The following is a 26,993-nucleotide window of genomic DNA, read 5'->3' as shown; positions in this document are numbered from 1 at the left end:
AATTCAGAACGAATACAAGCAATTGTATACGAACCAAACAACAAGTAAAACGGGAAATAAGTTAGCTAGTTAGTTGATTTTGACCGTGGATTGAACAAACTGGCAGGTCCAAGCGGTACGCTCATGAAGCTTTGCTTCATTCGCTACCATTTGCTTCGCAAATGTTCAGCTATTCACCCGAAAGTCCTTATGGAAGCGAGCTTCCAACAGACTTCCTGGTAAATATCTGACCGCTTTCAAAGACTATTTGCTTAAATTTGAGAGTTCGATCCTGGCTCAGGATGAACGCTGGCGGCGTGCTTAACACATGCAAGTCGAGCGAAGCAATTTTAAGGAAGCCTTCGGGTGGAATTAAGATTGACTGAGCGGCGGACGGGTGAGTAACGCGTGGGTAACCTGCCTCATACAGGGGGATAACAGTTAGAAATGACTGCTAATACCGCATAAGCGCACAGTGCCGCATGGCACGGTGTGAAAAACTCCGGTGGTATGAGATGGACCCGCGTCTGATTAGGTAGTTGGTGAGGTAACGGCTCACCAAGCCGACGATCAGTAGCCGACCTGAGAGGGTGACCGGCCACATTGGGACTGAGACACGGCCCAAACTCCTACGGGAGGCAGCAGTGGGGAATATTGGACAATGGGGGAAACCCTGATCCAGCGACGCCGCGTGACTGAAGAAGTATTTCGGTATGTAAAGGTCTATCAGCAGGGAAGAAAATGACGGTACCTGACTAAGAAGCCCCGGCTAACTACGTGCCAGCAGCCGCGGTAATACGTAGGGGGCAAGCGTTATCCGGATTTACTGGGTGTAAAGGGAGCGTAGACGGCGATGCAAGTCTGGAGTGAAAGCCCGGGGCTCAACCCCGGGACTGCTTTGGAAACTGTGTTGCTAGAGTGCAGGAGAGGTAAGTGGAATTCCTAGTGTAGCGGTGAAATGCGTAGATATTAGGAGGAACACCAGTGGCGAAGGCGGCTTACTGGACTGTAACTGACGTTGAGGCTCGAAAGCGTGGGGAGCAAACAGGATTAGATACCCTGGTAGTCCACGCCGTAAACGATGAATACTAGGTGTTGGGGAGCAAAGCTCTTCGGTGCCGCCGCTAACGCAATAAGTATTCCACCTGGGGAGTACGTTCGCAAGAATGAAACTCAAAGGAATTGACGGGGACCCGCACAAGCGGTGGAGCATGTGGTTTAATTCGAAGCAACGCGAAGAACCTTACCAAGTCTTGACATCGGAATGACCGGTCCGTAACGGGGCCTTCCCTACGGGGCATTCCAGACAGGTGGTGCATGGTTGTCGTCAGCTCGTGTCGTGAGATGTTGGGTTAAGTCCCGCAACGAGCGCAACCCTTATCCTTAGTAGCCAGCAGTACGGCTGGGCACTCTGGGGAGACTGCCAGGGATAACCTGGAGGAAGGTGGGGATGACGTCAAATCATCATGCCCCTTATGATTTGGGCTACACACGTGCTACAATGGCGTAAACAAAGGGAAGCAAAGGAGTGATCTGGAGCAAATCCCAAAAATAACGTCTCAGTTCGGATTGTAGTCTGCAACTCGACTACATGAAGCTGGAATCGCTAGTAATCGCAGATCAGAATGCTGCGGTGAATACGTTCCCGGGTCTTGTACACACCGCCCGTCACACCATGGGAGTTGGTAACGCCCGAAGTCAGTGACCCAACCGTAAGGAGGGAGCTGCCGAAGGCGGGACTGATAACTGGGGTGAAGTCGTAACAAGGTAGCCGTATCGGAAGGTGCGGCTGGATCACCTCCTTTCTAAGGAAGAAAAAGTAGGGGTTTTATATACTGTTGAGTCTTATGTTTTCAAAGAAGTAATTGAATAAGGAAACACCAAGAAACGTAATGTGTAACCTCGTGAGTAAACTCACTCGGTCGCGGCTGTGCCGCTTATACAATTAGAAATAAAAATGTGATTATGTAAGCAAGCTTACAACACCCATTTTGACTTCTAATCGTGCACACATTACTAGTAAGACACGAAATTTCTGGTGCCGATGCGCTTAGGGGAAACACCCGTTCCCATCTCGAACACGATGGTTAAGACTTAAGCGGCCGATGGTACTATGCTGGAAACGGCATGGGAGAGCAGGTGGGTGCCAGATTATTTATGGGGGTGTAGCTCAGTTGGGAGAGCACCTGCCTTGCAAGCAGGGGGTCAAGAGTTCGAATCTCTCCATCTCCATTGGCCGAAAGCCACTTCATAAAGACGAGCCGAAAGGCGAAGGCTGAATTGAGTGTGAGGCCGTTCAGGAAGCTTAACAAACGAAAGTGAGTTTTGCTGAATGAACAATCATTAGTATGTACCTTGAAAACCACATATTGAAATATATCTAGATAAAGTCTTTGCAAAAAGACAATATCAAGACATCCGAGGTGTTACATCGAACGATGTAACCAAACAAAACTCGTTCAATTATCGTGACGTACGATAAACGAACAAACCTAAGACCAGAGATACAACGCTATGTATCTTAGATAAGTAGCCCGCACCCGCAGGTGAACATCGAATTGGTTAAGCTAATAAGAGCGCAGGGTGGATGCCTTGGCACTAAGAGCCGATGAAAGACGTGATAAGCTGCGAAAAGCTTCGGGGAGGAGCAAATATCCTTTGATCCGGAGATGTCTGAATGGGGAAACCCAGCTGAGCAAACCTCAGTTGTCGTATGGTGAATCCATAGCCATACGTCGGGAACCCGGGGAACTGAAACATCTAAGTACCCGGAGGAAAAGAAAGAAAACTCGATTTCCAAAGTAGCGGCGAGCGAAATGGAAGGAGCCTAAACCGTCATGCGTGCATGGCGGGGTTATGGACTGCAGGAAGTGAGACGATTTGTTACCAGAACGGTCCTGGAAAGACCGGCCATAGAAAGTGAAAGCCTTGTATGGGAAAGCAATAGTCAGCGAGCAGGATCCAAAGTACCACGAGACACGAGAAACCTTGTGGGAATTCGGGGGGACCACCCCCCAAGGCTAAATACTCCTTAGTGACCGATAGCGCATAGTACTGTGAAGGAAAGGTGAAAAGGACCCCGGGAGGGGAGTGAAAAAGAACCTGAAACCCTGTGTTTACAAGCTGTGGAACCACGTTAAAGGTGGAACCGCGTACTTTTTGTAGAACGGTCCGGCGAGTTACCGTTACTGGCAAGGTTAAGCACTGAAGGTGTGGAGCCGAAGGGAAACCAAGTCTTAATAGGGCGTTGAGTCAGTAAAGGTAGACCCGAAACCGGGTGATCTACCCATGTCCAGGTTGAAGCTGCCGTAAAAGGCGGTGGAGGACCGAACGCACATCCGTTGAAAAGGGTGGCGATGAGGTGTGGGTAGGGGAGAAATTCCAATCGAACCCGGAGATAGCTGGTTCTCCTCGAAATAGCTTTAGGGCTAGCCTCGTATTAGTCTGCCGGAGGTAGAGCACTGAATTTCCTAGGGGGCGTCAAAGCTTACCAAAGAATATCAAACTCCGAATGCCGGTCAGATGATGTACGGGAGTCAGACTGCACGAGATAAGTTGGGCAGTCAAAAGGGAAAGAGCCCAGACCACCAGCTAAGGTCCCAAAGTGCGTGTTAAGTGGAAAAGGATGTGAGATTTCAGAGACAACTAGGATGTTGGCTTAGAAGCAGCCACCCATTCAAAGAGTGCGTAATAGCTCACTAGTCGAGAGGTCTTGCGCCGAAAATGTCCGGGGCTAAAACACGACACCGAAGCTGTGGAATGTGCATTTATGTACATTGGTAGAGGAGCATTCTTAATGCATCGAAGCATTACCGTAAGGAGATGTGGAGTGTTAAGAAGAGAGAATGCCGGAATGAGTAGCGAGATGGAAGTGAGAATCTTCCAGGCCGAATATCTAAGGTTTCCAGAGTAAAGCTGATCTGCTCTGGGTAAGTCGGGGCCTAAGGCGAGGTCGAAAGACGTAGTCGATGGACAACAGGTTGAAATTCCTGTACCGCATATTATCAGAACTGTGGGGACACAGAACCGAGAGAGAACCCGGGAATGAAAAGACCGGGGCAAGCATTGGACTGGTTAAGCTGGCAAATCCGCTTAACAACAGGAAGGTGTGACGCGTACCGAACAAAAGTAGGGAAGTCTCTGTAGGGGCTGTCAAGAAAAGCCGCTATTGTGTAATATGTGCCCGTACCGTAAACCGACACAGGTGGATGAGGAGAGAATCCTAAGGCCGGCGGGAGAAGCATTGTTAAGGAACTCGGCAAAATGACCCCGTAACTTCGGGATAAGGGGTGCCTGAGAAATCAGGCCGCAGAGAATAGGCTCAAGCAACTGTTTAGCAAAAACACAGGTCTATGCAAAACCGAAAGGTGAGGTATATGGGCTGACGCCTGCCCGGTGCTGGAAGGTTACGAGGAGGGGTTAGCGGAAACGCGAAGCTCTGAATTTAAGCCCCAGTAAACGGCGGCCGTAACTATAACGGTCCTAAGGTAGCGAAATTCCTTGTCGGGTAAGTTCCGACCCGCACGAAAGGCGTAATGATTTGAGCGCTGTCTCAACAATGCACCCGGTGAAATTGAAATACCAGTGAAGATGCTGGTTACCTGCGCCAGGACGGAAAGACCCCATGGAGCTTTACTCTAGTTTGATACTGGGATTCGGTATTGCATGTACAGGATAGGTGGGAGGCAGAGAATCAAGGACGCCAGTCTTTGAGGAGCCGATGTTGGGATACCACCCTTGCGATACTGGGTTTCTAACCTGCAGCCATGACCTGGCTGGGGGACAATGTCAGGCGGGGAGTTTGACTGGGGCGGTCGCCTCCGAAAGAGTATCGGAGGCGCTCAAAGGTTCCCTCAGAATGGACGGAAACCATTCGAAGAGTGCAAAGGCATAAGGGAGCTTGACTGCGACACCGACGGGTGGAGCAGGTAGGAAACTAGGACTTAGTGATCCGGTGGTATAAAGTGGGATTGCCATCGCTCAACGGATAAAAGCTACCCTGGGGATAACAGGCTTATCACTCCCAAGAGTTCACATCGACGGAGTGGTTTGGCACCTCGATGTCGGCTCATCGCATCCTGGGGCTGTAGTAGGTCCCAAGGGTTGGGCTGTTCGCCCATTAAAGCGGTACGCGAGCTGGGTTCAGAACGTCGTGAGACAGTTCGGTCCCTATCCGGCGTGGGCGTAGGATATTTGAGAGGAGCTGTCCTTAGTACGAGAGGACCGGGATGGACTGACCTCTGGTGTATCTGTTGGTGATCAAGACCATGGCAGAGTAGCCAAGTCGGGAAGGGATAAACGCTGAAGGCATCTAAGCGTGAAGCCCCCCTCAAGATGAGATATCCCATCGCAAGAGTAAGACCCCTTGAAGACGACGAGGTAGATAGGGCAGAGGTGGAAGCATGGTAACATGTGTAGCTGACTGTCACTAATAGGTCGAGGGCTTAACCAGGTTGGTTTAGGTAAGAGGAAGAACGGATGAAAGATATAAGACAATGTGTGGTTTTGAGGGTATATGCCTCAGTAATTGCAGCAATGCAATAATCCTCGATAGCTCAGTTGGTAGAGCAAACGGCTGTTAACCGTTGGGTCGTAGGTTCAAGTCCTACTCGGGGAGTTCGTGATACTCAAGCGAAGGCTGTGAGGATAACGAAACAAAAGTACGGCCCCATGGTCAAGCGGTTAAGACATCGCCCTTTCACGGCGGTAACACGAGTTCGAATCTCGTTGGGGTCATTGAATGCCGATGTGGCTCAATTGGCAGAGCAGCTGATTTGTAATCAGCAGGTTATCGGTTCGAGTCCGATCATCGGCTTTCATAGACCAAATATATGTATTAAATTAATATTTTAGGACCTTTAGCTCAGTTGGTTAGAGCAACCGGCTCATAACCGGTCGGTCCCGGGTTCGAGTCCCCGAAGGTCCACTAGCACTGAACTAAATATTTAATGATCTGGCCCGGTGGCTCAGTTGGTTAGAGCGCCGCCCTGTCACGGCGGAGGTCGTGGGTTCGAGTCCCATCCGGGTCGTTCTGTATGAAAGTACAGTTATTTAATACCAGCAGGTAAGCATAATGGCTTACTGTCACATTTATGGGATCTTAGCTCAGCTGGGAGAGCATCTGCCTTACAAGCAGAGGGTCATAGGTTCGAGCCCTATAGGTCCCATTTCCATGAGAAATCATGAGAATGCCGGCGTGGCGGAACTGGCAGACGCACAGGACTTAAAATCCTGCGGGACTTACCTCCCGTACCGGTTCGATTCCGGTCGCCGGCATTTGCCTGATAAGGCAAGTAATCGAATATGTGTGTGTAGCTCAGCTGGATAGAGCACTTGGCTACGGACCAAGGTGTCGGGAGTTCGAATCTTCTCACGCACGTACAGAAAACCTTTATTTTATAAGGGTTTGCAAAAAGAAAGGCTTCCTGTAAAGGAGGCCTTTTTCGTTTGACTAACATTTTTAATTTGATGGTTCACGAAGTAAAAGCATCCTATACAGGGTGCTTTTTTCGTGTTATACTTGATTTTTATTATAGTTAAGCATTTGCCTATATGGAGAAATTAGACAAACTTTTTTATAATGTAAATGTTTGCAGAGGTAAGGGAGTAAGGCAAATGCTTGGATGGAGTTATTGGCTGATTATAAGGTAGAAATAGAATGCTCCTAAAAGCGAACATTAAACGAAACAAACATTAAATGAAACAACACCAGGTGAGAATATAAAATAAACAAAATTTTAAAGGGGAACATATGTTTAATAAATCTGCAGAATTGATAGAACAAAAGTATTTGGAAAGGGCTAGAAATCTTAGCGTTGCACTTTTATGTGATGGGGTAAAAAAAGCAAATATAGATTTACGAAATAACGGATGCATGGAAGCAGCTATTAAACCGGTTGCCCCTGGAATGACTATGGTGGGCACAGCTTTGACTGTACAAACTGGAAATGGTGATAATTTTCCCATACATTTGGCAACTTATAGTGCTCCGTCGGAAGGTTATGTTATGGTGATTGATGGAAAAGGATTTGAGAGCAGAGCATATTGTGGTGATTTAATTATGGGTGCGTGTCAGGCAATCGGTTTTGAGGGAATGGTGGTTGATGGATACACAAGAGACAGAGAGGGAAATATTAAGTTGGGATTTCCAGTCTATAGCAAAGGCTTCATACCGAATTCACCAATTAAAAAGGATGAGGGGAATGTAAACACGGAAATTTTTTGCGGTGGTGTTAAGGTGAATCCGGGTGATCTGGTAGCAGGCGATTCTGATGGCGTATGTGTCATACCCAGAGAGTATATCGGTCAAGTCCTTGATCTGGCGGAAGAGAAACTGGCCTATGAAATAGATCGGAGCCGCACGATTGAGGCTTATAGAGAAGCAAAAAGGAACGGAAAAGAATTGCCTCAGCTCGCACCTCAATGGGTACTTGATATGATCAAATAAAACGTTTTTTTATCAGTACTACTATTATAATAAAAATAAAAGGCATATAGTGTTAAATAATGGCGAAAAAGGAATGATGCATTAATAGTGTTGTATAAGGAAGGTTGAAAAAATAATAGTGTGTAAAGAAGGTTGAAAAAATAATGGTACATTAAAAATGTTGAGTAAATAGTGTTGGATATAGAATGTTAAGTAAATAATGATGCACTAAAAATAGTGAATAAATAAAGATGGATAAAAAATAGTGCAACAGTAACCATACAATTTTTTTTGGTTAAAGGGTTTAAGAGGAAATCATATCTTTACAAATGGATAAATTAGGTGTATAGTTACTGATGTAAAATAATTGCGTTGGTAGCTCAGTTGGATAGAGCGTCTGGCTACGGACCAGAAGGCCGCGAGTTCGAATCTTGTCCAGCGCATGAAAAGAACAGTTTTTGTTTTTTGAAAACTGTTCTTTTTTTGTATATTTTTTTGGTGATTAAGAATATAAGGGGGAGAATTGTAATATAAAATAATATTTATAGAATATCATTGCTTAAATAATCATAAGTTGGATTTATTATAATAAAAAATTTATTTATGTTACATTGACTTATTTATTTGATCCTTTTATTATACCAAAATTAGAGTAAAATAATTCATATTAAGGCACAATGAGGTAGCTGCAGACGATAGGTCCAGTGCCTCTTTTTTTGTAACAAATAGTAACATACTTGTGGGAAAATGTCTCTATTGTTTGCTTTTACGGAAATGAGACAGAGGCCCACAGGCTTAAGCGTAGGATCGCGGACATTTTATTGAGTTGCATCAGAAATTTAATGGAGGGAGAGGAGGCATATTTTTATGGATCAGAAATGAAGACCTGATTTAAAGGGATGATTTAAAATCGGGTTACATTTTAGTCTGATTATAATTAAGAATGGTAGAATATGGAGGAATATAAATGAAAAGAGTCAGATTAGCAGCAGTTTTGTTGTGCATGGGTTTTGGGATTACCATTATATTTAGTGGGTGCAGTACAAGAAAGACTGGAGAAAATGGGGCAAAAATGGAAGGATATGGTGCAAATGGGGCAAACAGGGGAGATGGAGAAAATGGGGCAAACGGGGCTAATGGGAGGGAGAGTGGCAGTCCGGCAGTTTATACAAAATTGTATGGGGCGGAGGTATCGACTCTGAATTATCTTGTTTCATCTTCGGAGGGAGATTATAAAATTGGTGCAAACTGTGTGGATACACTGGTGGAATATGACAGCTTGGGGCGGATCAAGCCGGGATTGGCTACGGAATGGAGTTATGACCCTGAGACCTTGACCTGGACCTTAAAACTGCGGGAGGCGAAATGGGTGGATAATACGGGGGCAGAAGTGGCGGAGGTTACGGCTCAGGATTTTGTGGATGCCATGAAGTACCAGCTGTCTCCGGAAAATGAAAGTGCCAATGTGCAGAAGCTTTTTGGGATGATTGCAAATGCGGAAAGTTACTATAACGGACTTGTTTACAATGGAGGGACAGACCAGGAGGGAACGGTGTGGAATTCCATTGACTTTTCGCAAGTGGGAGTGAAAGCGGTGGATGAACATACGCTTACCTATACTCTGGAAAAGGAGGTTCCTTATTTCCTGTCTTCTTTGGCTTATATTGTTTATATGCCGGCTTATGGGCCGCAGCTTCAGGAGCTTGGGAAGGATTTTGGTACGGGGGCAGATAAGATGTATTATAACGGTGCTTATTATTTGGCGGAATTTTCTCCACAAGAGAAGCATGTGTTAAAGAAGAATCCGTTTAATTACGATGCCAATTCTGTTTACATAGATGAAATCCATGAAATATACAATGCAGAATCTAATACCATCGGTCCGGAGATGGTGAAGCGGGGAGAGGTGGATTATGCAGAAATTTCAGCGGATATTCTTGATGACTGGCTGAATGGGAAGGATACGAAAAATCTTGTGAGCCGTGAGAGACCCAAGACCAGCTATTCCTATTTCTATTGCTTTAACTTTAATCCACAGTTTGAACCTCAGTATGAGCCGGATAAATGGAGAAAGGCCGTGAATAATGAAAATTTCCGTAAGGCATTATTTGCAGCCCTGAACAAAACAAAGGAAGTAGCTGTTATAGAGCCTTCCACTCCGGAGGATTTTGTGATCCAGTCCATTACGCCGCCTGAGTTCACATTTAATGCGGATGGAACGGATTATACAACCATAGGTGATATGAAGGCTTTGGGAAATACGTTTGATGAGGCTAAGGCAAAAACATACCGGGATATGGCAAAGAAGGAACTGGCTGCAGAGGGGGTGACGTTTCCGGTGAAAGTTTTAATGCCATACAATCCTTCTGAGATTAACTGGGATAAGGAGTGCCAGGTGGTGGAGCAGCAGATGGAGAGCCTTCTTGGAAGCGATTTTATTGATATCGTAGTTCAGGCGGGGCCGGCAGACGGATTTTTAACGGAGGTCCGCAGAAGCGGAAAATTTGCCCTGATGAAATGCAACTGGGGGGCGGATTATGCAGATCCGGAAACCTTTACAGATCCATTTTATCAGGCGAAGGGAGATAATGGATATGATCTGGGTTATAAATATGGAAATATTGCTAAAATCATTGAAGAGGGAACGCCTTCTGCAGAAGCGGCAAAGGAGTATTTTGATCTGGTTGATGCGGCAAAAGATATGAAAGTGGATATAAATGCCCGGTATGAAGCATTTGCCAGGGCGGAGGCCAGCCTCATTGAGCACGCATTTGTTCTGCCTTACAGTATTTCGGTTAGCAAATATCTGGCAATCAAGCTTAACGTGTTTGAGGGACAGTATGCACCGTTTGGGGTGTCAAATCTGCGGTATAAAGGGCAGCATCTCCTGGATCATTATGTTTCCATGGAGGAGTTTAAAGCGAATCGGGATGCGAACGGGAAATAGAAAGGGGCCAATTTTGCCGGGCGGGTGTGTTTCTGATTCGGCGGGAAAACACCGTCTGGAAGGGTGGAGGGTCTCTGTTTTTAAAGAGTTCATATTATAAAAGGAGAGGAGACGGGAAGAGGATGGGATGGTATTTGGGGAAAAGAATGGCACGTTCCTTTCTTACGTTGGCAGTTATTTTAACGGTGGTGTTTTGCCTGCTCCGTTTTATGCCAATAGAAGGATATTTCCAGAACTTTGATAAAATGACACCGCAGCAGATACAGGTGGGGTTAAAGGAAATGGGACTTAATGATCCTCTTCCGGTCCAGCTTCTCCGCTTTTTCAATGATCTTTTGCATGGAGATTTGGGGGTATCAAGAATTTACCGTGCCAATGTTCCTGTCTCTGATATTTTAGCCGATAAGCTGCCGGTTTCCATAAAGCTTGGGGTTTGTTCTATGATCGTTTCCTTGTTTGCGGGGATTTTGCTGGGAGCGGTAATGGCAAAGAATCAGAATGGTTTTGCGGACCGGGTGGGAACACTTTTTATTGTCTGCATCCAGGCGGTTCCGGCAGCCGTTTACTTTCTTTATATCCAGCTTTATGGAACCAGACTGTTGAATGTGGGGCTTTTGTTTCAGATTGATGATCCCAAATACTGGATTCTTCCGATTATCTCCATGTCACTTGGTAATATTGCTTTTTACGGCATGTGGCTGAGACGTTACATGGTGGATGAAAATAACCGGGATTATGTAAAACTGGCGAAAGCAAAAGGAATGTCGGAAGGGGGGATCATGTTGAAGCATATCTTCCGGAATGCATTTGTTCCTCTGGTGCAGTACATACCCACTGCATTTTTAAATACAGTCATCGGTTCCATTTATATTGAATCTCTTTACAGCATCCCGGGGATGGGAGGACTTCTTGTTACGGTGATTAAAAAGCATGACAATGCCATGGTTCAGGGAATCGTGCTGCTCTATGCATGTGTGGGAGTGTTAGGTCTGCTGTTTGGAGATTTGTTGATGGTTATGCTGGATCCCAGAATCAGCTTGGCAGGGAAAGAGGGGGACCGATGATGAAGCAGTTTTCTTACCGTCATACGAAAGAGGCACAGATTATGGAGCATATGGAGGAAGCGGAACTGTTTTCTTTTGCGGAATTTAAAAAGGAGGAAGCGGAGAAAACGGGGTACAGCAATTATTCCTATTGGAATAGTACGGTTCAGGCGTTCTTAAAGAACCGGGGAGCTGTGGCGCTTTTGGTTTTGCTGGTTTTATTGCTGGCATTTACATTTGTCCAGCCGTATCTGCCGGGGCAGTATGATCCCAACAAGATTATGAATGACAGCAGGGGAATGCAGTACCGGAATGTTCCTCCGGGGAAAGTTTTTTTGCTGGGGACCAATTCCATTGGGCAGGATTTATGGGCAAGAATTTGGGCGGGAACCAGGACGTCTCTTTTGATCGGGCTTTCCGTGGCTTTGGCAGAAGCGCTGATTGGCATTACGGTGGGTGTGATCTGGGGATATGTGAGAAAAGCAGATTTTATACTTACTGAGATTTATAATATCGTAGATAATATTCCTAATACCATTATTCTTATCTTAATCTCTTATATTCTAAAGCCGGGGGTTAAGACACTGGTTTTTGCTATGTGCCTTACCGGGTGGATCCAGATGGCAAGGTTTATAAGGAATCAGATCTTGATGATCAGGGACAGGGATTATAACGTGGCCAGCCGGTGTCTTGGTACGCCGGTCAGCCGGATTATCGTGAAAAATCTGCTTCCTTATCTGGTTTCGGTAATTATGCTTCGTATGGCACTTACGATTCCCGCAGCTATTGGAAATGAGGTTTTTATTACCTATATCGGATTGGGGCTTCCCGTGGATATTCCCAGTCTTGGGAATCTGATCAATGAAGGAAGGGTTTTGATTACCAGTGCGGCTTTGCGGTATCAGTTGGTTTATCCCACTATCATCCTTTCTTTTGTGACGATTTCATTTTATATCATCGGCAATGCCTTTTCTGATGCGGCTGATCCGAGAAATCACGTATAAGGAGGTAGGGGATGGAACGTAAAAAAATGTTGGAAGTGAAGGACTTGGATATCCGTTTTGAATTGAGAGGAAAAATTCTTCATGCGGTTCGGGGAATTTCTCTGGATTTATATAAGGGAGAAGTTCTGGCGATTGTGGGAGAGTCAGGAAGCGGAAAATCGGTATTTACCAGATCCTTTCTGGGGCTGTTGGAGAAAAACGGATGGGTAGCGGGAGGGAGTGCTGTTTATTATGGAGGTAATGATGAGAGTGGAGTGGAACTGACTGCCATTGAACGGGAAAAGGACTGGATCAAAATCAGGGGACATGAGATTGCCATGATCATGCAGGACCCTATGACCAGTTTAAATCCTCTGCGCACCATTGGAAGCCAGATCATGGAGGCAATCCTGCTTCACCAGAAAGTGGGGCGGATGGATGCCATAAAAAAGACCATGGAATATTTGGAAGATGTAGGAATTGAGGAACCGGAAAAAAGGTTTGAGCAATATCCTCATGAATTTTCCGGAGGCATGAGACAGCGTGTGGTGATTGCCATAGCCATTGCCTGCAATCCCAGGATTTTGATTTGTGACGAGCCTACTACAGCCCTTGATGTAACGATTCAGGCACAGATTCTTGACCTTTTAAAGGAGCTGCGCCGCAAATATAAGCTTTCGGTCATTTTAATCACCCATGATTTGGGCGTGGTGGCCAATATTGCTGACCGGGTGGCGGTTATGTATGCAGGTGATATGGTGGAGATCGGAACATGCGAGGAAATCTTTTACGATCCAAGGCATCCTTATACCTGGGCACTTTTATCCTCTCTTCCCCAGGCGGGACAGAAGGGAACAGAGCTTTTTTCCATTCCGGGAACGCCTCCCAGCCTATTTGCCTCCATACAGGGGGATGCCTTTGCACCCCGTAATCCACGGGCACTGAAGATTGATTTTGTAAAATGCCCCCCTTATTTTGAGGTGTCACCTACTCATAAGGCGAAAACCTGGCTGCTGGACCCCAGAGCGCCCAAGGTACCTTTGCCCCCGGTGGTTGAGAAAATCAGAAAAGGAGGTCTGTTCTGATGGAACGGGAAGTATTATTGGAAGTGAAAGATCTGGAGGTGACCTTTAGAGAACGCCGGAAGAGATTTGATGCAGTTAAAAGGGTGAGTTTTAAAATATACAAGGGGGAGACCTTTGGACTGGTGGGAGAATCCGGGTCGGGAAAAACCACCATTGGCCGGGCGATTATGAGGATCATAAAAAGCTCAGGTGGAGAGATTCTTTATAAAGGAGAGAAGATCAACGGGGTTATTTCCAGGGAACTGGATCACAAAGTAATAAAGGAAATACAGATGATCTTTCAGGATCCCCAGGCATCTTTGAATGAAAGGGCCAAAGTGGATTATATCATCAGCGAGGGTTTAAGGAATCTGGAACCCGGTTTAAGTAAACGAAATAGGGAAAAACGGGTGCAGCAGGCTTTGGGCGAGGTAGGACTTCTGCCGGAATTTGCAGGCCGGTTTCCCCATGAATTTTCAGGCGGACAGAGACAGAGGATCGGCATTGCAAGGGCTTTGATCATGAATCCGGATTTTATCATTGCAGATGAACCGATTTCCGCCCTGGATGTTTCCGTGAGGGCCCAGGTTTTGAATCTGTTTATGGAAATGCAGAAAAAGCGGGGGATGACCTATCTTTTCATCGCTCATGATTTGTCGGTCATGCGTTTTATTACAGACCGGATTGCGGTCATTCAAAAAGGTGAGCTTGTAGAAATGGCTGACACAGAGGAACTGGTTACTCATGCGCTCCATCCGTATACAAGAGCGTTGTTATCGGCCATTCCCATGCCGGACCCCAGGCGGGAAAAGCATAAAAAGCTGCTGGTCTATGATCCTTCGGTACATGACTATTCAAAGGATAAACCATTTTGGCAGGAAATTGGTCCCAACCATTTCGTTCTTGCCAACAGGAAAGAAGCGGTAGAGTATAAGAAGCTGTATGAGAACTAGAATTTTTTAGGAGGGTGGAATGGAGCAGTATGGAATCGTTCACAAACCTGTGGTTACCCTATGGGAGGGGCCGGAAGAAACCAAAAAGAATAAGCGGGGAGAAACGGTATCTGCCATTGCTGATGAAGCACTATATGGAACAGGCCTTAAAATTATGGGGGATCTGATCCGTGGATTTTATCCGGTCAGGACATTTTATGATTATCCGGGATATGTAAAAGAAAGTGATTTGCTGCTTTTGGATTTAAAGGATTTAAAAGCGCTTGAAGAGAGCAGGCTCATGGTCATTGACGGAAGATACGTGGATATCCTATCCCTTCCAAGAGTCCAGGGAATCCGTTTGCTCAGTCTTCCCAAAGGAGCTTTAATAAAGGGTTTGGATCTTAATTCCCAACGGGAGGGATGGGCCAGAGTAGAGCTTCTTTCCGGACAGTGCGGGTATGTGAGAAACCAGCATTTGAGGGAAAAGAAATTCTCCCAGGAAGGGCTGTGGACGGGGATTCTGCCTCAGCGGGAAATTGTGGATGAGACAAAATTTCGTGATGGAGTGACGGAAACGGCAATGGAGTATTTGGGGACCCAGTACCGATGGGGAGGAAAATCCACAGATGGAATTGATTGTTCGGGACTCACGTCGGAGAGTTATCTGTTAAATGGAATTATTATTTTCCGGGATGCAAAAATAGAACCAGGTTTTCCGGTCCATGAAATTCCAAAAGAGGAGATGCTGCCAGGTGATTTGATGTACTTTCCGGGACATATCGCCATGTACCTGGGGAATGGTGCTTATATTCATGCAACCGGGAAAGCAGGAAGCAGCGGTGTGAGGATTAACAGCTTAAATCCGGAAGCCACAGATTACCGGGCGGATTTAAAGGACAGCTGGTATGCGTCGGGAAGTATATTTTAATAAAGAGGATTGAAACGGAGGAGATTATGGATTCCAGGCTTACGTTGGAAAAACGGATCGAAGCGGAGATCAAAAGCTATGACGGGAAAATGGGGATCTATCTGGATGATTTTCATGGAACCGTCATCGCAATTCAGGCAGATGAAACGTTTGAAACGGCCAGTGCAATCAAAACTCTGATACTGGCTTGCTTATTTGATGAAGTGGAGAGGAAAAATGCTTCCCTGGATGATCTGGTGGAATACAAAACAGAGCATTTTGAGGAAGGGAGCGGAGTGCTTGAGGCATTAAAGCCGGGGGCAATGCTTCGGGTCCGGGATGCGGCTGTTTTTATGATCATCGTCAGCGATAACATCGCCACCAATATTCTGATTGATTATCTGGGGCTTGATACCATTAACCGGTGCATCAAAGGGCTTGGCTGCAAGGATACGGTCCTCCATAACCCCATTCATTTTGAGAAGTACCGCAGACTGGGAACCAGTACGCCAAGAGATTATGCAAGCGTCTTTATCCGTCTGGCAAAGGGAGAGCTTATAACTCCTGAGGCGGACCGTCAGATGCTTGATATTTTTAAGAAACAGCGTTATAACAGCATGATTACTAAGGACTTTCCGCCGTATTTTATGGACCGTGACAATACCGATGATGTTTTGATTTCTGTTGCGTCAAAAAGCGGAAGCATGGATGGATGCAGAAATGACGGAGGAATCGTATTTACTCCTTATGGGCCTTATGTGATCGTAATGTTCCATAAAGATTTTTCCGATGCCATGTACTATCCGGGCCATCCGGCCACTGTGTTCGGTGCAAGGGTGAGCCGGATGATTTTAGACCAGTATCTGGCGTTGGAAGGAAAATTTTATAAATAAGACCGTAGTTCAAATGCGGCAGTCTGCTTTATAAGGACAGGAGTTCCTTTAAGTCATTGATGGTATGAGTGGCTTTGGAGGAAGTACTGCTGCCTTTTGGAGTGTACAGACAGGAGTCTATGCCGGAATTGCAGGCACCCTGGATGTCGGATGTCAGGCTGTCGCCCACCATAATGGTTTTTGATTTGTCAAAGTCTTTGATATTTTCAAAACAGTGATCGAAAAAGCTTCTATCCGGTTTTTCATAGCCGATTTTTTCTGAAACAAACATTCCTTCAAAATATTGAAAAAGCCCTGCAGCTTTTAAACGCTTGATCTGGGTGTTATATACTCCGTTAGAAGCGGAGTATATTTTTTTCCCTTCCGACTTTAACTGGAGAAGCGTTTCTTCTGCATGGGGCATCTTATCGTCGGAATCACTTAAATGATTCTGGAACCGTTTTTCCGCTTCAGAGGGATCGGCTTCAAGTCCCAAATATGCAAATAGTTCTTTGAAACGTCCAATCAGGACGGTTTCCTTGTCCACTTTTCCCTGTTCCAGCAAATTCCAGAAATTCTTATTAATTTTCTTATAATGGCGGAACAACTCTTCTTCATAAGATATGTGATAGGATTCCAGGAGCTTGCGAAAACTGCGGATTTCAGCTGCATCAAAGTTAAGCAGGGTATTATCAATATCCAGTAAATAAAACTCATACATGGGTCATTCCTCCGAAGTAAATAAATTTTTGAAGTAATTATAGCATATACCTAACAGCGGAGACAACAGGAGAATGCTGATCAGGGTTCCTTCCCGGATCTCCAAAGGTAATTTGCACACAAAAGAAAAAATAAGGGCAGCGGCTAAAAATAACCCGTCAAAGGTCATTCTGACTCTGCTGAAATTTTTACTATATTTTTCACTGATGGTCAGACACAGGCTTTCCAGAGGAAATTTGACCAGACCAATGGCAAGCACTGCTCCCAGGCTGATGGAAGCAAGAATCAGTCCGGAAAAGTAAAGAAGGAGCCGGTGGGGGTAAGTGCCTGGTGTCCATGCCGACAGGATGGAATATAGGAAAAAATTAATGATATAGCCGTTTAGTACGGTGGCTGCAATCTGAATTCCATCTTTTGTTTCAAGCTTTTTGTGCCTCAGCAGCAGATAAGAAATAAAAAACAGGGAGTTTATGATATTTAATACGAATCCCACTTTCATTTGTACACCTTGTGATATGGTGACTGCAAGTGCATTCAGGATGCTCTGTCCGATGGCTGCTTTCAGTTGGAGCGAAATCCCCAGGCCAAAAAGTATAAAGAAAAAAATGGATAATATTACCTGTGTTCTGTTTTTTTTATACATTGTTTTCACCTCTGGATTATGGTACCATAGGACTGTAAGTTTGAATATGAGAAATATCACATTGGGGATTAAAATATGATTATGGAAAGCGAAGGCAGGTTTCCTGAGAGATTAAGAGCATTAGGTGTAGAAAGACAGTTTTCAAGGGGAGACCACATATTTAAAATAGGAGAAGAAATTGTAAATTGCTATCTGATACAGAAAGGGACGGTGAAAATATACATTGATCACGAAAACGGAAGAAGATCCATCCTGGACTTTGCCAGCGGACAGAGTTGGCTGGGTGAATTATCTCTGTTTTGTGAGGAAGATTATATTAAGGAAAATCAGGTGGTGGAAGATGCGGTCTGCCTGGAATTTCATCTACAGGAACTGAAAACGATCTGCATGGAAGATCCGGCAGTTTCTTTTTATTTTGCATCTTATATTTCAAAAAAGCTGATGGCAAGAAGCTATCGCATGAGTGAATATCTGAATTATTCCTTAGAAAGGAGACTGGCTTCGTTCATACTTGAGCATCAGCAGGGCGGCAAATACAGTTTGTCCCATATTGATGTTTCCGAGTATTTAAATGTCAGCTACCGTCATGTGCTGTATGTGATGAAAAAATTTTGTGATGAGGGGATAATCGCAAAAGAAAAGAAATATGTTATTATGGATAAAGAAAGATTAATGGAAATTTCAAATAGTAACATGTGAAAATACAGCATGAATTGAATAAATTCAGACTTTAGGGGGTAGGCAAAAAGCCAACCGCCTTTTTTAAAAAAATGGAATATTTTGGAACCATAATAGAATAATTCCCCCTAATATGTTCTATTATAATATCGTAAACATGAGTAAATTAATGGGAAAAATGCAACAATATACAGATATTGTTGCGTTTTATAATGAATATTATAGAGAGTACTAACTGTTGTGTCAATAATACAAGCCATTTTTTGTTTATTTCTTCAATTCTAGAGCTGAACCAGTGCATAAAGCTCATCTTTCTCATCCTGATTTATTCCAATATAACGAAGTGTTACCGTAGGAGAGCTGTGGTTAAACGTGTCCATAATGAGCCCAATATTGTACTGGGAAATCCGGTAAGTCCAGTATCCCCATGTTTTTCTAAGGCTGTGAGTACCAAAGTTCTCAACGTCAAGAGTGTATGCCGTCTGTTTTAAAATACGGTATATCTGAATTCTTCCCACATAACCGCCTTTCTGACTGGGAAAAAGATAATCTTCTCCGGTCAGACACTTCTCCAAAACGTAACTGGTCAAAGTACTTCTCAGTGTTTCGTTTAGTTTGATTTTCTTTTGCTTTCCTGTCTTTTTTTCGATCAATGAAAAATAATCCTTGAAACTGCCATCATCAAGAAAGATGCTGCTTACGCGGATTGGTATGATATCACTGATTCTTAGCCCTGTATTGATTCCAAACTTAAAAATTACTGCATATTTGGGGTTCCGGTTATATAGAAGATTATACATTTGTTCTAATTTTTCCTTTTCCCGGATCGGTTCTACTGTCATTTTTCTTTCCTCCATCTAGTTTTGTTGCAGCATTTGTTCCAAAATTACTCCAATGTTCAATCATACACTGGGAGTTGCAGCAAACGCAACAATATCTGTATAGTGTTGCATTTTCCATTACAAAAGAAAGCAGGTGGTAGAATGAGCCATGAAAGCAGATATCTGCTGAAAACAAAAGAAACAAAGGAAATAAACGACCGGCTGAAGGAACAGGTGCTGGAGCGGGCATACAGAATTATGAACCAGATTCTTTATGAATCTGATCTAAAGCCATGGACTGAGTATATTAAAATCCTCAATTTAAGAAATGACAGACTTTATCCTCATTCTGTAGATGTGGCCTTAATTTCTCTGATGATGGGGGCGGAGCTGGGGTATTCGGATGTGATTTTAACGGATATCGGTCTGGGCGCACTTTTTCATGACATTGGGAAACGTCTGATACCAAGGCGCATTTTGAAGATCCCTACGGAACGGAGTCTGGAGGAAGAGGCAATTTTTCGACGGCACTGTATTTTAGGAGTACGTTATGTTTCGGGCAGCTCACTGCCGGAAAACAGTAGAAATATCATTTTGCAGCATCATGAAAGAATGGATGGAAGCGGTTATCCTAAGAGACTGACAGAGGAACGGATCAGTGAATATGCAAAAATTGTAATGGTTGCCGACACGTTTGACTATTTCACTGCGGATATACCCTCCATGGAGGCAGCAGAAGCATTGAAGGTCATAAAGAAGGAGACCCGCTCCTATCCGCAGATATATGTGAATACACTGGAAACTGTCTTAAACCGTTTTAACAGCACTGGCAGAACCTAAGGCCATTTTAGAATATTGGAAGGAAAAGACTTATGAGAAACTCAGACCAACTGTATAGAAACTGTAGTTTTATGGTAACAACGGAACGAATCAGTACCATGCTTGTCTGTGTGCACGGGAAAGCGGACGACCATGTTTTTGGAGAAATACTTAGCTGCTATATGGAACGTCCTGTTGTTTTCAAGAATGTGGGAGAGCTGGTATTAAGAATTGATGAGATATGCAACTGGATCGGGACACCCCATCCATCAACAGAACCCCGGTTTTTAAGCCGCAGCATGGGGAATCAGTACCGGGATAGAATGGAAGGTAAGAACAATGTGCCGGTGAAAGCAAAGATTCGGTTTCAGGATAGCAGTCAATTAATATCGCGGGCGGTAAAGGCAAGGGCAACACTGTTAGTCACCATTGAATACCGTTTATACTCCAGTCTCCAGGGCAGAGTGCAGGGCAAACTGACCCAGGGAAAAGCAGTGCCGTTCCGGAGCGCGATGGAGCTTATGCGCATGATACAAGAAATTACGCTTTCTTAAATGATTTACAGATGGAGCTCTCTTTCTTAAAAGGTCATGTTATCAGATGGACTTACGGAGACAGGAGCAGCAAGGTATTATCAGTATCCATCAAGAATCAATGTGACAAAACGTTTACGGTCCAATCTTATTGTGAACTGGGAAGCCAGGGAAATGAATACAGATTATATTAATACGATCCAGAAACTCATTCAATTTACGAAAATAAAACAGTGAAGCCAAATAAAATGGTTACTCTTTGCTTTATCACTCAAGGACTTTTTTAAATTTCCCATAGATGATTGGAATTACGTGAGATTGTATTATAACTGTGAAAATAAGGGATTTTGGTCCGAGACATGGATCGGAGGGGAAAAAGGCTCAACTTATCGGAACAGGAATTAAAGGATGGTTATTATAAAGATAACGGATTATAACTTCTTTACTGATTGGATATAAAAATAGAAAGCACTGGAAGACCTGGTACCACTTAGGACATCCTGTGCTTTTACTTATTAAAAGATCTCTATTGTTTCTTTCTGGCTTTTTCGCTATAATTGGGAGCAGAGATTAAAAAGGCAGTGATAAAAGCGTATGAAAACAGTTTATAATGACGGAGAAAATAAAACGGGTCAGATTTCCTTTCCTGACGGGAGCGTTTGTACTTATAAAATTGTACCATCAAACCGTCGTACGATGGCGCTGCAGGTGACAAAAGAGGGAGAAGTACTGGTCAAGATTCCCCGCTATGTTTCCCTGGCAGCAGGGCAAGGGTTTATTTTAGAAAATAAAGAATGGGTTTATAAACAGGTCAGTAAGGTACAGAAAAAACTACGGGAAAAGCAAGAATTTTCCTGGAAGAATGGGGCAGTGGTTCTTCTGTTCGGAAAGAATATTCTTCTTTCTGTAATTGCGGACACTTCAGCAAGAAACTGTCTGATCAGGAAAACAGACGGCAAAATTACGATTACAGGCCCTTTTGATGAACATAATCGGGAAGCCTATGAATTAGGAGTCAGGGAGGGAATGAAGCTCTGGTACCGAAAAATTGCAAGGGCCTATCTGGAAGAAAAGACTGCCTGGTGGGCATCGCACATGGGGGTAGCTTATGAAAAAATTGCCATACGAGATCAGGCTACCCGGTGGGGAAGCTGCAGTACAAGGGGCAATCTGAATTTTAACTGGCGGCTTGTGCTGCTTCCGGCGGAGCTTGCGGATTATGTGGTGGTTCATGAACTAGCCCACCGATTGCATATGAATCATTCCAGAGAGTTCTGGAATGTGGTGGGGAGTGTAATCCCGGATTACATGGAAAGAAGAAAAGAGCTGAAGCTCTGGAGTGAGAAGCTGGATTTGATATACTAAAAATGCAACACGGTAATATGACAGATAAAAAAGCCGGTGCAAACCGGCCGGCAGGGAGAGAAAGAAACATGGCAGCAGAGAAATGGATGCTACAGACGAAACGTGCTGATTTTGAAGAAATGGCCAGGTGCCATCACATATCACCGGTTACGGCCAGAATCATTCGCAACCGGGATGTAATAGGAAGGGATTCTGTGGAAAAATATCTTCATGGTGGGTTAAAGGATCTATACAGTCCCCACCTGTTAAAGGATATGGACGTAACTGTTAAGATCCTGATAGAAAAGATCAGACAGTCAAAGCCGATAAGAATCGTAGGTGACTATGATATTGACGGTGTATGCTCCACCTATCTTTTATACCGGGCATTGCAGGAAGTGGGGGCTGTTGCAGATTATGAGATTCCGGACCGCATAAAGGATGGGTACGGGATCAACGAGTCCATTATCCGGGCAGCGGCAGAAGACGGCATTGACACCATTTTGACCTGTGATAACGGGATTGCCGCAACGGCTCAGATCCGTCTGGCAAAGGAATTGGGGCTTACGGTACTGGTAACGGATCATCACGATATCATGAAGGAAAATGAAAAAGAGATTCTGCCTCCGGCAGATGCCATAATCAATCCCAAGCAAATGCTGTGCTCTTATCCTTATCCCGAAATCTGCGGCGGCCTGGTGGCTTACAAGCTGGTCCAGGCCCTTTACGAAGCGTGTTCCATTTCCAAGGATAAATGGCTTGAAATGCTTGAATTTGCAGCCATTGCTACAGTGGGGGATGTGATGAAGCTGCAGGATGAGAACCGGATCATCGTAAAGGAAGGGCTAAAACGGATCGGACAGACCAAAAGTCTGGGACTTAGAAAACTCATTGAAAAAAACAATCTCGATCCGGGTGAAATTACCGCCTACCAGATCGGGTTTGTGATCGGTCCCTGCTTAAATGCGGGAGGACGGCTTCAGACAGCCAAACTGGCCCTCTCTCTCCTTCTCAGTGAGGATGAGGAAGAAGCGGACCGTATGGCACTGGAGCTGAAGGAACTCAATGACCAGAGAAAGTCCATGACAAAACAGGGAACACAAGAAGCCGTGGAACAGGTAGAAGAACGTTATAAGGAAGATAAGGTGCTGGTGGTATATTTGCCGGAATGTCATGAATCCCTGGCTGGAATCATTGCCGGAAGGCTGAGGGAACATTTTCAGAAGCCGTCGTTTGTATTGACCGATGGAGAGGAAAATGTAAAAGGTTCGGGCCGTTCCATTGAAAACTATCATATGTTTGATGCATTGGTGGGGGTAAAAGAGCTGCTTTTGAAATTCGGAGGTCATCCTATGGCAGCAGGCTTGTCCCTGAAAAAGGAAAATGTGGAGGAATTCCGTAAATGTCTGAATGAGCAGGCGTCCCTTCAGGAGGAGGATTTTATCCGCAAAGTGTGGATCGACGTTCCCATGCCGTTGGAGTACATAAGCGAACCGCTGATTGAAGAACTAAATTTACTGGAACCCTTTGGACAGGGGAATGAAAAGCCTCTGTTTGCCCAAAAGGGCTTATCCATACGAAGCGTCAGGGTGCTGGGCAAAAATAGAAATGCAGTAAAATTCTCCCTGGCCACAGAAAAAGGAATGCCAATGGATGCCCTGCTGTTTACAGACGGTGATTCCTTTCTGGAGGAGTTGGGAAACTGCAGAAAACTTGATGTAATCTATTATCCTGCGGTCAACGAATACAACGGGAATAAGTCTTTGCAGATCATTATAAAGAATTATAAGATTCCAAAATGAATGACAGAAAGCCTTGACATAATAAAAAAGTAGCTATATAATCGACCAAAATACAAAAGTCACAGTTTTCAAAAGGAAAAGTGAGGGAATGGACATGGTAAATGAAGTAATGAAGTTTATTACCGGCTATGATAAGGAAGTCGGAGAGGCAATTGAAAAAGAGTGTGGACGCCAGAGAAGAAACTTAGAGCTGATCGCATCGGAGAATATTGTTTCAGAACCGGTCATGATGGCAATGGGCACTGTACTTACAAATAAATATGCAGAAGGTTATCCTGGAAAACGGTATTATGGCGGTTGTGAAGAAGTGGATGTTGTAGAGACCATCGCCATTGAACGTGCAAAAAAGCTGTTCGGCTGTGATTACGCCAACGTTCAGCCTCATTCCGGTGCACAGGCAAATATGGCGGCTTTTCTTGCCATGTTAAAGCCAGGTGAAACGGTTTTGGGGATGAATTTAAACCATGGCGGTCATTTGACTCATGGAAGCCCTGTAAACTTTTCCGGTTTGTATTTTAATATTGTACCTTATGGAGTGAATGACCAGGGAATCCTAGATTACGATGAGATGGAGCGTCTGGCAATCGAGCATAAGCCAAAGCTGATTGTGGCTGGCGCAAGTGCATATGCGAGAGCCATTGATTTTAAACGGTTCCGTGAGGTGGCAGATAAAGTCAATGCCTATTTGATGGTGGATATGGCTCATATTGCAGGTCTGGTTGCAGCAGGACTTCATGAAAGTCCGATTCCATATGCAGATGTAGTGACCACCACGACCCATAAGACTCTCCGCGGACCAAGAGGAGGACTGATCCTTGCGAACCAGGAGGCTGCTGACAAGTTCAACTTTAATAAAGCGGTGTTTCCGGGAATACAGGGCGGTCCTTTGGAGCACATCATCGCAGGCAAAGCAGTTTGCTTGGGTGAAGCGTTAAAGCCTGAATTCAAGACGTATCAGGAGCAGGTAGTAAAGAATGCAAAAGCTCTTGCTGCAGCCCTTGTAAAACAGGGATTTAATATTTTAACAGGTGGAACCGACAACCATCTGATGCTGATTGATTTAAAGGGAATGGAAGTTACGGGTAAGGAGCTTCAGAACCGCTGTGATGAAGTCTATATTACGTTAAATAAGAATGCAGTACCCAATGATCCGAGAAGCCCGTTTGTGACCTCTGGTGTCCGTATAGGAACTCCAGCCATCACTTCCAGAGGGTTAAAGGAAGAAGATATGGATAAGATTGCAGAGTGTATCTGGCTGGCTGCTACGGATTTTGAACATAAAGCCGATTACATCAGAAGCGAAGTCACAAAAATCTGTGATAAATATCCGCTGTATGAATAAATGACTGGTTGAGGGTATCTCTAATGACATTAGGGATACCCTTTTCTCAATAAAAATGCTGCGCAGAGGATTCTGCACAGCATTTTAGGAGGAAATTAGATTTGGCTGCTTATGCCTGGTTTTTGAAAGACTCACAATCGGTGCACTCTTTTTGGGTAGGATTCTGCTCATGGGTACCTACCTTGATTCTGTCAAGGGTACAATAGTCTTCTTTTTTTGCGTGATATTCACAGTTGTCGATAGAACATTGGATACATTCATTAATCCCGTTTGCTAACATAGATAAACCCTCCTTCATTGATTGTTACGTTTATTATTGTAAACGGTTTGGACTGAATTATTATGCCAATTTTTTCTTTTAAAAATCGGCATGTTTCAGCCGTTGGAATGAATCAAAAAAAGAGCCTTGAAGGGTATTATATCTATCTTCAAAGCTCTTTTTGATTTGTATTAGGATGGAAGTGCGTTAATATTTTTCATTGTGCTGTTTGCGTTGATTGATTGTATCTTGTATTGTGATGTTCGTTTATAACGATATGATAACCGAACTGAGCTGCTTGTAACTGCTGTTTATTATACTTGTATTGCTTTATGATAGAGGCTGCTGTTACTGTGTTTTTGTGGCAGCAGCCTTTTCTCATAGATGTATTACTTTAATTTGTCGTATCCGGACTCTTTGATGGTTCCGTCACTGTTTGTCTTGTAGTATTTGTCATCTCCGTCTTTGATGTTTGACTTGTTCTTTGCAAGTTTGCCGGAGGTTGATACCAGATATTCTTTGCCGTCGAATTCAACTACTTTGTATTTCTCATCCTTGTCAGCCTTTAACATACGGCCCTGAATGTAGATGCTGTCATCGTAGATTCCGTTGTAGCCGGCACCCTTGTTGCTTCCGGATTTACGGAAGTTAAAGGTGTAATTTTCGCCGTCAAGATCAATGGTGGTTTTGCCGGTAGCCATAACGCCCTCTTTTGGAGAGTTACCGAAATAGTAAACAGAAGCGGTGTCATCTGCCGTTGGGAATTCATCCTCTGTCTCAATCTCATCGTAAGAATCAATCTTTCTGTTGGAATCGAAGGTCAGTTTGTAAAGACCGTGAAGCATTTCGCCCTTTTCATTGAATCCGTATCTTAAACCATTGATGGATTTGATCTGGCTGGTGATTAAATCTCCGTTGTTATTTGCATAGAACCAGTACTCGTCGCCGTTTTCGTAAGCTTCCTGATCAACGTTTTCGCTTGGAATGGTCTTAAACCAGCCTTTTGCCAGCCAGGACTGCTCTGGAAGGTTGTAATACTGGTTTGGATTGCTTGCTGATGCAACAGATGCTTTTTCATACCATTCGGATTCAGCGGCACCATTTTCATCAAACCGGTATTTCTTTCCGTTAATGGTTTTTGTAGTATCCTTCAGCTTTTTACCATTGGGTCCGAAGTAGAACCAGTAGGTGCCGTCGAAGTTATCTTTGGTATTGTCATCATCGACTACTTCAAGTAACTTCCATGCGCCGCTTGTTTTAGCGCCGTCTGTAGAATCACCTAAGTAGTAGAGTCCCTCCTTCCAGGCATCATCACCGGTAACACGGGTAGAATCCTCGTTTACCCAGCCATAGAGCATTTTGCCTTCTGAATCGAATGCATAGTCATGAACTTCTCCGTTTGCGATCTTAATGGATTTAAAGGAAGTTTTTCCGGAATTACCAGCCTTATAAGCTCTTCCGTTGCTGCCGAAGTAGTACCAGAATGTGTCCTGGCCGTCTTCGTCATCGCTGTCGTCCACGGTGATTTCACGCCATTCGTTGCTGACCATAGCACCTACGGAGTTTACATAGTAATAGTTATCATCAGATTCGATCAGGCTGCTGGTTACCATCTGGCCATCGGAATCTAAGTAGAACCAGTTATCTCCGGATTTTCTCCAGGAATCGGTTATCTGATCCCCATCGTTGTCATAATACACCCAGGAGTTGTTCTCCTCGGTCCAGCCTTGAGCTGCAAACGATGTCATTGAGGCACCTATGGTAAAAAGCGCCGCTGCGCAGGGAACAATCCATTTCATGTTCTGTTTTCTCATTGTAATCTCCTTTCATAACTCCTGTTTTGTTTAACCAGCGTGTTCCGCTGTTGGTGTGACTT

The 26,993-nt window shown here is 44.4% G+C and carries 20 protein-coding genes, 10 tRNA genes and 3 rRNA genes; 28 read left to right on the top strand and 5 right to left on the bottom strand.

What is annotated here, in order from left to right; all coding sequences use genetic code 11:
- Positions 1-253: 253 nt before the first annotated feature.
- From VIG27_RS14430 to VIG27_RS14330, 21 genes are all read left to right on the top strand, one after another.
- A 16S ribosomal RNA gene (locus tag VIG27_RS14430) occupies positions 254-1,784 on the top strand.
- A 229-nt stretch (positions 1,785-2,013) separates the two neighbouring features.
- Positions 2,014-2,131, top strand: a 5S ribosomal RNA gene (rrf, locus tag VIG27_RS14425).
- A gap of 7 nt (positions 2,132-2,138) precedes the next feature.
- Positions 2,139-2,211 (top strand) — tRNA-Ala (locus VIG27_RS14420).
- A gap of 328 nt (positions 2,212-2,539) precedes the next feature.
- Positions 2,540-5,431 (top strand): 23S ribosomal RNA (locus VIG27_RS14415).
- The 16S, 23S and 5S rRNA genes sit together here with 9 tRNA genes alongside, the layout of an rRNA operon.
- Positions 5,432-5,523: 92 nt before the next feature.
- Positions 5,524-5,596: transfer RNA gene (locus tag VIG27_RS14410), tRNA-Asn, on the top strand.
- A 47-nt stretch (positions 5,597-5,643) separates the two neighbouring features.
- Positions 5,644-5,715, top strand: a tRNA-Glu gene (locus VIG27_RS14405).
- Between the two features lie 6 nt (positions 5,716-5,721).
- Positions 5,722-5,794 (top strand) — tRNA-Thr (locus VIG27_RS14400).
- Positions 5,795-5,831: 37 nt separating this feature from the next.
- A tRNA-Ile gene (locus tag VIG27_RS14395) sits at positions 5,832-5,905 on the top strand.
- Positions 5,906-5,934: 29 nt separating this feature from the next.
- Positions 5,935-6,008 (top strand) — tRNA-Asp (locus tag VIG27_RS14390).
- Positions 6,009-6,073: 65 nt separating this feature from the next.
- A tRNA-Val gene (locus tag VIG27_RS14385) sits at positions 6,074-6,146 on the top strand.
- A 23-nt stretch (positions 6,147-6,169) separates the two neighbouring features.
- Positions 6,170-6,255 (top strand) — tRNA-Leu (locus VIG27_RS14380).
- A 29-nt stretch (positions 6,256-6,284) separates the two neighbouring features.
- Positions 6,285-6,358, top strand: a tRNA-Arg gene (locus VIG27_RS14375).
- A gap of 372 nt (positions 6,359-6,730) precedes the next feature.
- Entirely contained in the window at positions 6,731-7,426 is a 696-nt protein-coding gene (locus VIG27_RS14370; RefSeq protein ID WP_394523213.1) for an RraA family protein, read from the top strand.
- Between the two features lie 348 nt (positions 7,427-7,774).
- Positions 7,775-7,848, top strand: a tRNA-Arg gene (locus VIG27_RS14365).
- Between the two features lie 524 nt (positions 7,849-8,372).
- Complete coding sequence (locus tag VIG27_RS14360; RefSeq protein WP_394523212.1) at positions 8,373-10,352, top strand: peptide ABC transporter substrate-binding protein; 1,980 nt, start codon at positions 8,373-8,375, stop codon at positions 10,350-10,352.
- Between the two features lie 122 nt (positions 10,353-10,474).
- On the top strand, positions 10,475-11,416 hold the full coding sequence (locus VIG27_RS14355; protein WP_394523211.1) for an ABC transporter permease: 942 nt from the start codon (positions 10,475-10,477) through the stop codon (positions 11,414-11,416).
- Positions 11,413-12,399 carry an ABC transporter permease gene (locus VIG27_RS14350; protein ID WP_394523210.1) on the top strand — a complete coding sequence of 329 codons (987 nt, stop codon included), beginning with the start codon at positions 11,413-11,415 and terminating at the stop codon, positions 12,397-12,399. The genes VIG27_RS14355 and VIG27_RS14350 overlap by 4 nt, the downstream gene beginning before the upstream one ends.
- Before the next feature lie 11 nt (positions 12,400-12,410).
- Positions 12,411-13,463, top strand: coding sequence for an ABC transporter ATP-binding protein (locus VIG27_RS14345; RefSeq protein WP_394523209.1), 1,053 nt, complete (start codon positions 12,411-12,413; stop codon positions 13,461-13,463).
- Complete coding sequence (locus tag VIG27_RS14340) at positions 13,463-14,395, top strand: ATP-binding cassette domain-containing protein (protein WP_394523208.1); 933 nt, start codon at positions 13,463-13,465, stop codon at positions 14,393-14,395. The genes VIG27_RS14345 and VIG27_RS14340 overlap by 1 nt, the downstream gene beginning before the upstream one ends.
- Positions 14,396-14,414: 19 nt before the next feature.
- Positions 14,415-15,305 (top strand): C40 family peptidase, encoded by an 891-nt coding sequence (locus tag VIG27_RS14335; RefSeq protein ID WP_394523207.1) that lies wholly within the window; start codon positions 14,415-14,417, stop codon positions 15,303-15,305.
- A gap of 26 nt (positions 15,306-15,331) precedes the next feature.
- Entirely contained in the window at positions 15,332-16,177 is an 846-nt protein-coding gene (locus VIG27_RS14330; RefSeq protein WP_394523206.1) for a serine hydrolase, read from the top strand.
- A gap of 28 nt (positions 16,178-16,205) precedes the next feature.
- Here VIG27_RS14330 and VIG27_RS14325 read toward each other — a convergent pair whose 3' ends face one another.
- Positions 16,206-16,877, bottom strand: coding sequence for a YjjG family noncanonical pyrimidine nucleotidase (locus VIG27_RS14325; protein ID WP_394523205.1), 672 nt, complete (start codon positions 16,875-16,877; stop codon positions 16,206-16,208).
- Positions 16,878-16,880: 3 nt separating this feature from the next.
- Complete coding sequence (locus VIG27_RS14320; RefSeq protein ID WP_394523204.1) at positions 16,881-17,519, bottom strand: hypothetical protein; 639 nt, start codon at positions 17,517-17,519, stop codon at positions 16,881-16,883.
- Between the two features lie 75 nt (positions 17,520-17,594).
- Between VIG27_RS14320 and VIG27_RS14315 the strand changes: the two genes are divergently transcribed.
- Complete coding sequence (locus tag VIG27_RS14315) at positions 17,595-18,218, top strand: cyclic nucleotide-binding domain-containing protein (protein WP_394523203.1); 624 nt, start codon at positions 17,595-17,597, stop codon at positions 18,216-18,218.
- Positions 18,219-18,478: 260 nt separating this feature from the next.
- Here the strand turns inward: VIG27_RS14315 and VIG27_RS14310 are convergent, their stop codons facing one another.
- A complete protein-coding gene (locus VIG27_RS14310; protein WP_394523202.1) occupies positions 18,479-19,039 on the bottom strand; it encodes a tyrosine-type recombinase/integrase in 561 nt (186 codons plus the stop codon).
- Positions 19,040-19,180: 141 nt separating this feature from the next.
- Here VIG27_RS14310 and VIG27_RS14305 point away from each other — a divergent pair, with 141 nt between their 5' ends.
- The 6 genes from VIG27_RS14305 to glyA all read left to right on the top strand — a co-directional run bounded on the left by VIG27_RS14305 (position 19,181) and on the right by glyA (position 24,858).
- A complete protein-coding gene (locus tag VIG27_RS14305; protein ID WP_394523201.1) occupies positions 19,181-19,858 on the top strand; it encodes an HD-GYP domain-containing protein in 678 nt (225 codons plus the stop codon).
- A 32-nt stretch (positions 19,859-19,890) separates the two neighbouring features.
- Positions 19,891-20,391 carry a hypothetical protein gene (locus VIG27_RS14300; RefSeq protein WP_394523200.1) on the top strand — a complete coding sequence of 167 codons (501 nt, stop codon included), beginning with the start codon at positions 19,891-19,893 and terminating at the stop codon, positions 20,389-20,391.
- 36 nt (positions 20,392-20,427) lie between these two features.
- Positions 20,428-20,607 (top strand): hypothetical protein, encoded by a 180-nt coding sequence (locus VIG27_RS14295; RefSeq protein ID WP_394523199.1) that lies wholly within the window; start codon positions 20,428-20,430, stop codon positions 20,605-20,607.
- A 357-nt stretch (positions 20,608-20,964) separates the two neighbouring features.
- A complete protein-coding gene (locus VIG27_RS14290) occupies positions 20,965-21,735 on the top strand; it encodes a M48 family metallopeptidase (protein ID WP_394523198.1) in 771 nt (256 codons plus the stop codon).
- 68 nt (positions 21,736-21,803) lie between these two features.
- Positions 21,804-23,516, top strand: a complete 1,713-nt coding sequence (recJ, locus tag VIG27_RS14285) for a single-stranded-DNA-specific exonuclease RecJ (protein WP_394523197.1) — start codon at positions 21,804-21,806, stop codon at positions 23,514-23,516.
- Between the two features lie 94 nt (positions 23,517-23,610).
- Positions 23,611-24,858, top strand: coding sequence for a serine hydroxymethyltransferase (glyA, locus tag VIG27_RS14280; RefSeq protein ID WP_394527600.1), 1,248 nt, complete (start codon positions 23,611-23,613; stop codon positions 24,856-24,858).
- Between the two features lie 109 nt (positions 24,859-24,967).
- On the opposite strand, the gene VIG27_RS14275 is transcribed toward glyA, so the two are convergent.
- The gene (locus VIG27_RS14275) at positions 24,968-25,138 is read right to left on the bottom strand and encodes a DUF1540 domain-containing protein (protein WP_394523196.1); all 171 of its coding nucleotides are present in this window, start codon (positions 25,136-25,138) and stop codon (positions 24,968-24,970) included.
- Between the two features lie 368 nt (positions 25,139-25,506).
- Positions 25,507-26,931: a cell wall-binding protein gene (locus VIG27_RS14270; RefSeq protein WP_394523195.1), complete on the bottom strand. Its 1,425-nt coding sequence runs from the start codon at positions 26,929-26,931 to the stop codon at positions 25,507-25,509.
- Between the last annotated feature and the right edge of the window lie 62 nt (positions 26,932-26,993).

The organism is Lacrimispora sinapis (assembly GCF_043633585.1).
Taxonomy (GTDB): domain Bacteria; phylum Bacillota; class Clostridia; order Lachnospirales; family Lachnospiraceae; genus Lacrimispora; species Lacrimispora sinapis.
This window is presented reverse-complemented; position numbering and strand designations above follow the sequence as displayed.

Excerpts from the sequence above, each read along its gene's own strand:
- VIG27_RS14330 (WP_394523206.1), top strand. The coding sequence starts at position 15,332 with ATGGATTCCAGGCTTACGTTGGAAAAACGGATCGAAGCGGAGATCAAA.
- VIG27_RS14295 (WP_394523199.1), top strand. The coding sequence starts at position 20,428 with ATGTTATCAGATGGACTTACGGAGACAGGAGCAGCAAGGTATTATCAG.
- VIG27_RS14370 (WP_394523213.1), top strand. The coding sequence starts at position 6,731 with ATGTTTAATAAATCTGCAGAATTGATAGAACAAAAGTATTTGGAAAGG.
- VIG27_RS14300 (WP_394523200.1), top strand. The coding sequence starts at position 19,891 with ATGAGAAACTCAGACCAACTGTATAGAAACTGTAGTTTTATGGTAACA.
- VIG27_RS14275 (WP_394523196.1), bottom strand. The coding sequence starts at position 25,138 with ATGTTAGCAAACGGGATTAATGAATGTATCCAATGTTCTATCGACAAC.
- VIG27_RS14325 (WP_394523205.1), bottom strand. The coding sequence starts at position 16,877 with ATGTATGAGTTTTATTTACTGGATATTGATAATACCCTGCTTAACTTT.
- VIG27_RS14350 (WP_394523210.1), top strand. The coding sequence starts at position 11,413 with ATGATGAAGCAGTTTTCTTACCGTCATACGAAAGAGGCACAGATTATG.
- VIG27_RS14310 (WP_394523202.1), bottom strand. The coding sequence starts at position 19,039 with ATGACAGTAGAACCGATCCGGGAAAAGGAAAAATTAGAACAAATGTAT.
- VIG27_RS14315 (WP_394523203.1), top strand. The coding sequence starts at position 17,595 with ATGATTATGGAAAGCGAAGGCAGGTTTCCTGAGAGATTAAGAGCATTA.
- VIG27_RS14345 (WP_394523209.1), top strand. The coding sequence starts at position 12,411 with ATGGAACGTAAAAAAATGTTGGAAGTGAAGGACTTGGATATCCGTTTT.
- VIG27_RS14360 (WP_394523212.1), top strand. The coding sequence starts at position 8,373 with ATGAAAAGAGTCAGATTAGCAGCAGTTTTGTTGTGCATGGGTTTTGGG.
- VIG27_RS14270 (WP_394523195.1), bottom strand. The coding sequence starts at position 26,931 with ATGAGAAAACAGAACATGAAATGGATTGTTCCCTGCGCAGCGGCGCTT.
- VIG27_RS14355 (WP_394523211.1), top strand. The coding sequence starts at position 10,475 with ATGGGATGGTATTTGGGGAAAAGAATGGCACGTTCCTTTCTTACGTTG.
- glyA (WP_394527600.1), top strand. The coding sequence starts at position 23,611 with ATGGTAAATGAAGTAATGAAGTTTATTACCGGCTATGATAAGGAAGTC.
- VIG27_RS14320 (WP_394523204.1), bottom strand. The coding sequence starts at position 17,519 with ATGTATAAAAAAAACAGAACACAGGTAATATTATCCATTTTTTTCTTT.
- recJ (WP_394523197.1), top strand. The coding sequence starts at position 21,804 with ATGGCAGCAGAGAAATGGATGCTACAGACGAAACGTGCTGATTTTGAA.
- VIG27_RS14340 (WP_394523208.1), top strand. The coding sequence starts at position 13,463 with ATGGAACGGGAAGTATTATTGGAAGTGAAAGATCTGGAGGTGACCTTT.
- VIG27_RS14305 (WP_394523201.1), top strand. The coding sequence starts at position 19,181 with ATGAGCCATGAAAGCAGATATCTGCTGAAAACAAAAGAAACAAAGGAA.
- VIG27_RS14290 (WP_394523198.1), top strand. The coding sequence starts at position 20,965 with ATGAAAACAGTTTATAATGACGGAGAAAATAAAACGGGTCAGATTTCC.
- VIG27_RS14335 (WP_394523207.1), top strand. The coding sequence starts at position 14,415 with ATGGAGCAGTATGGAATCGTTCACAAACCTGTGGTTACCCTATGGGAG.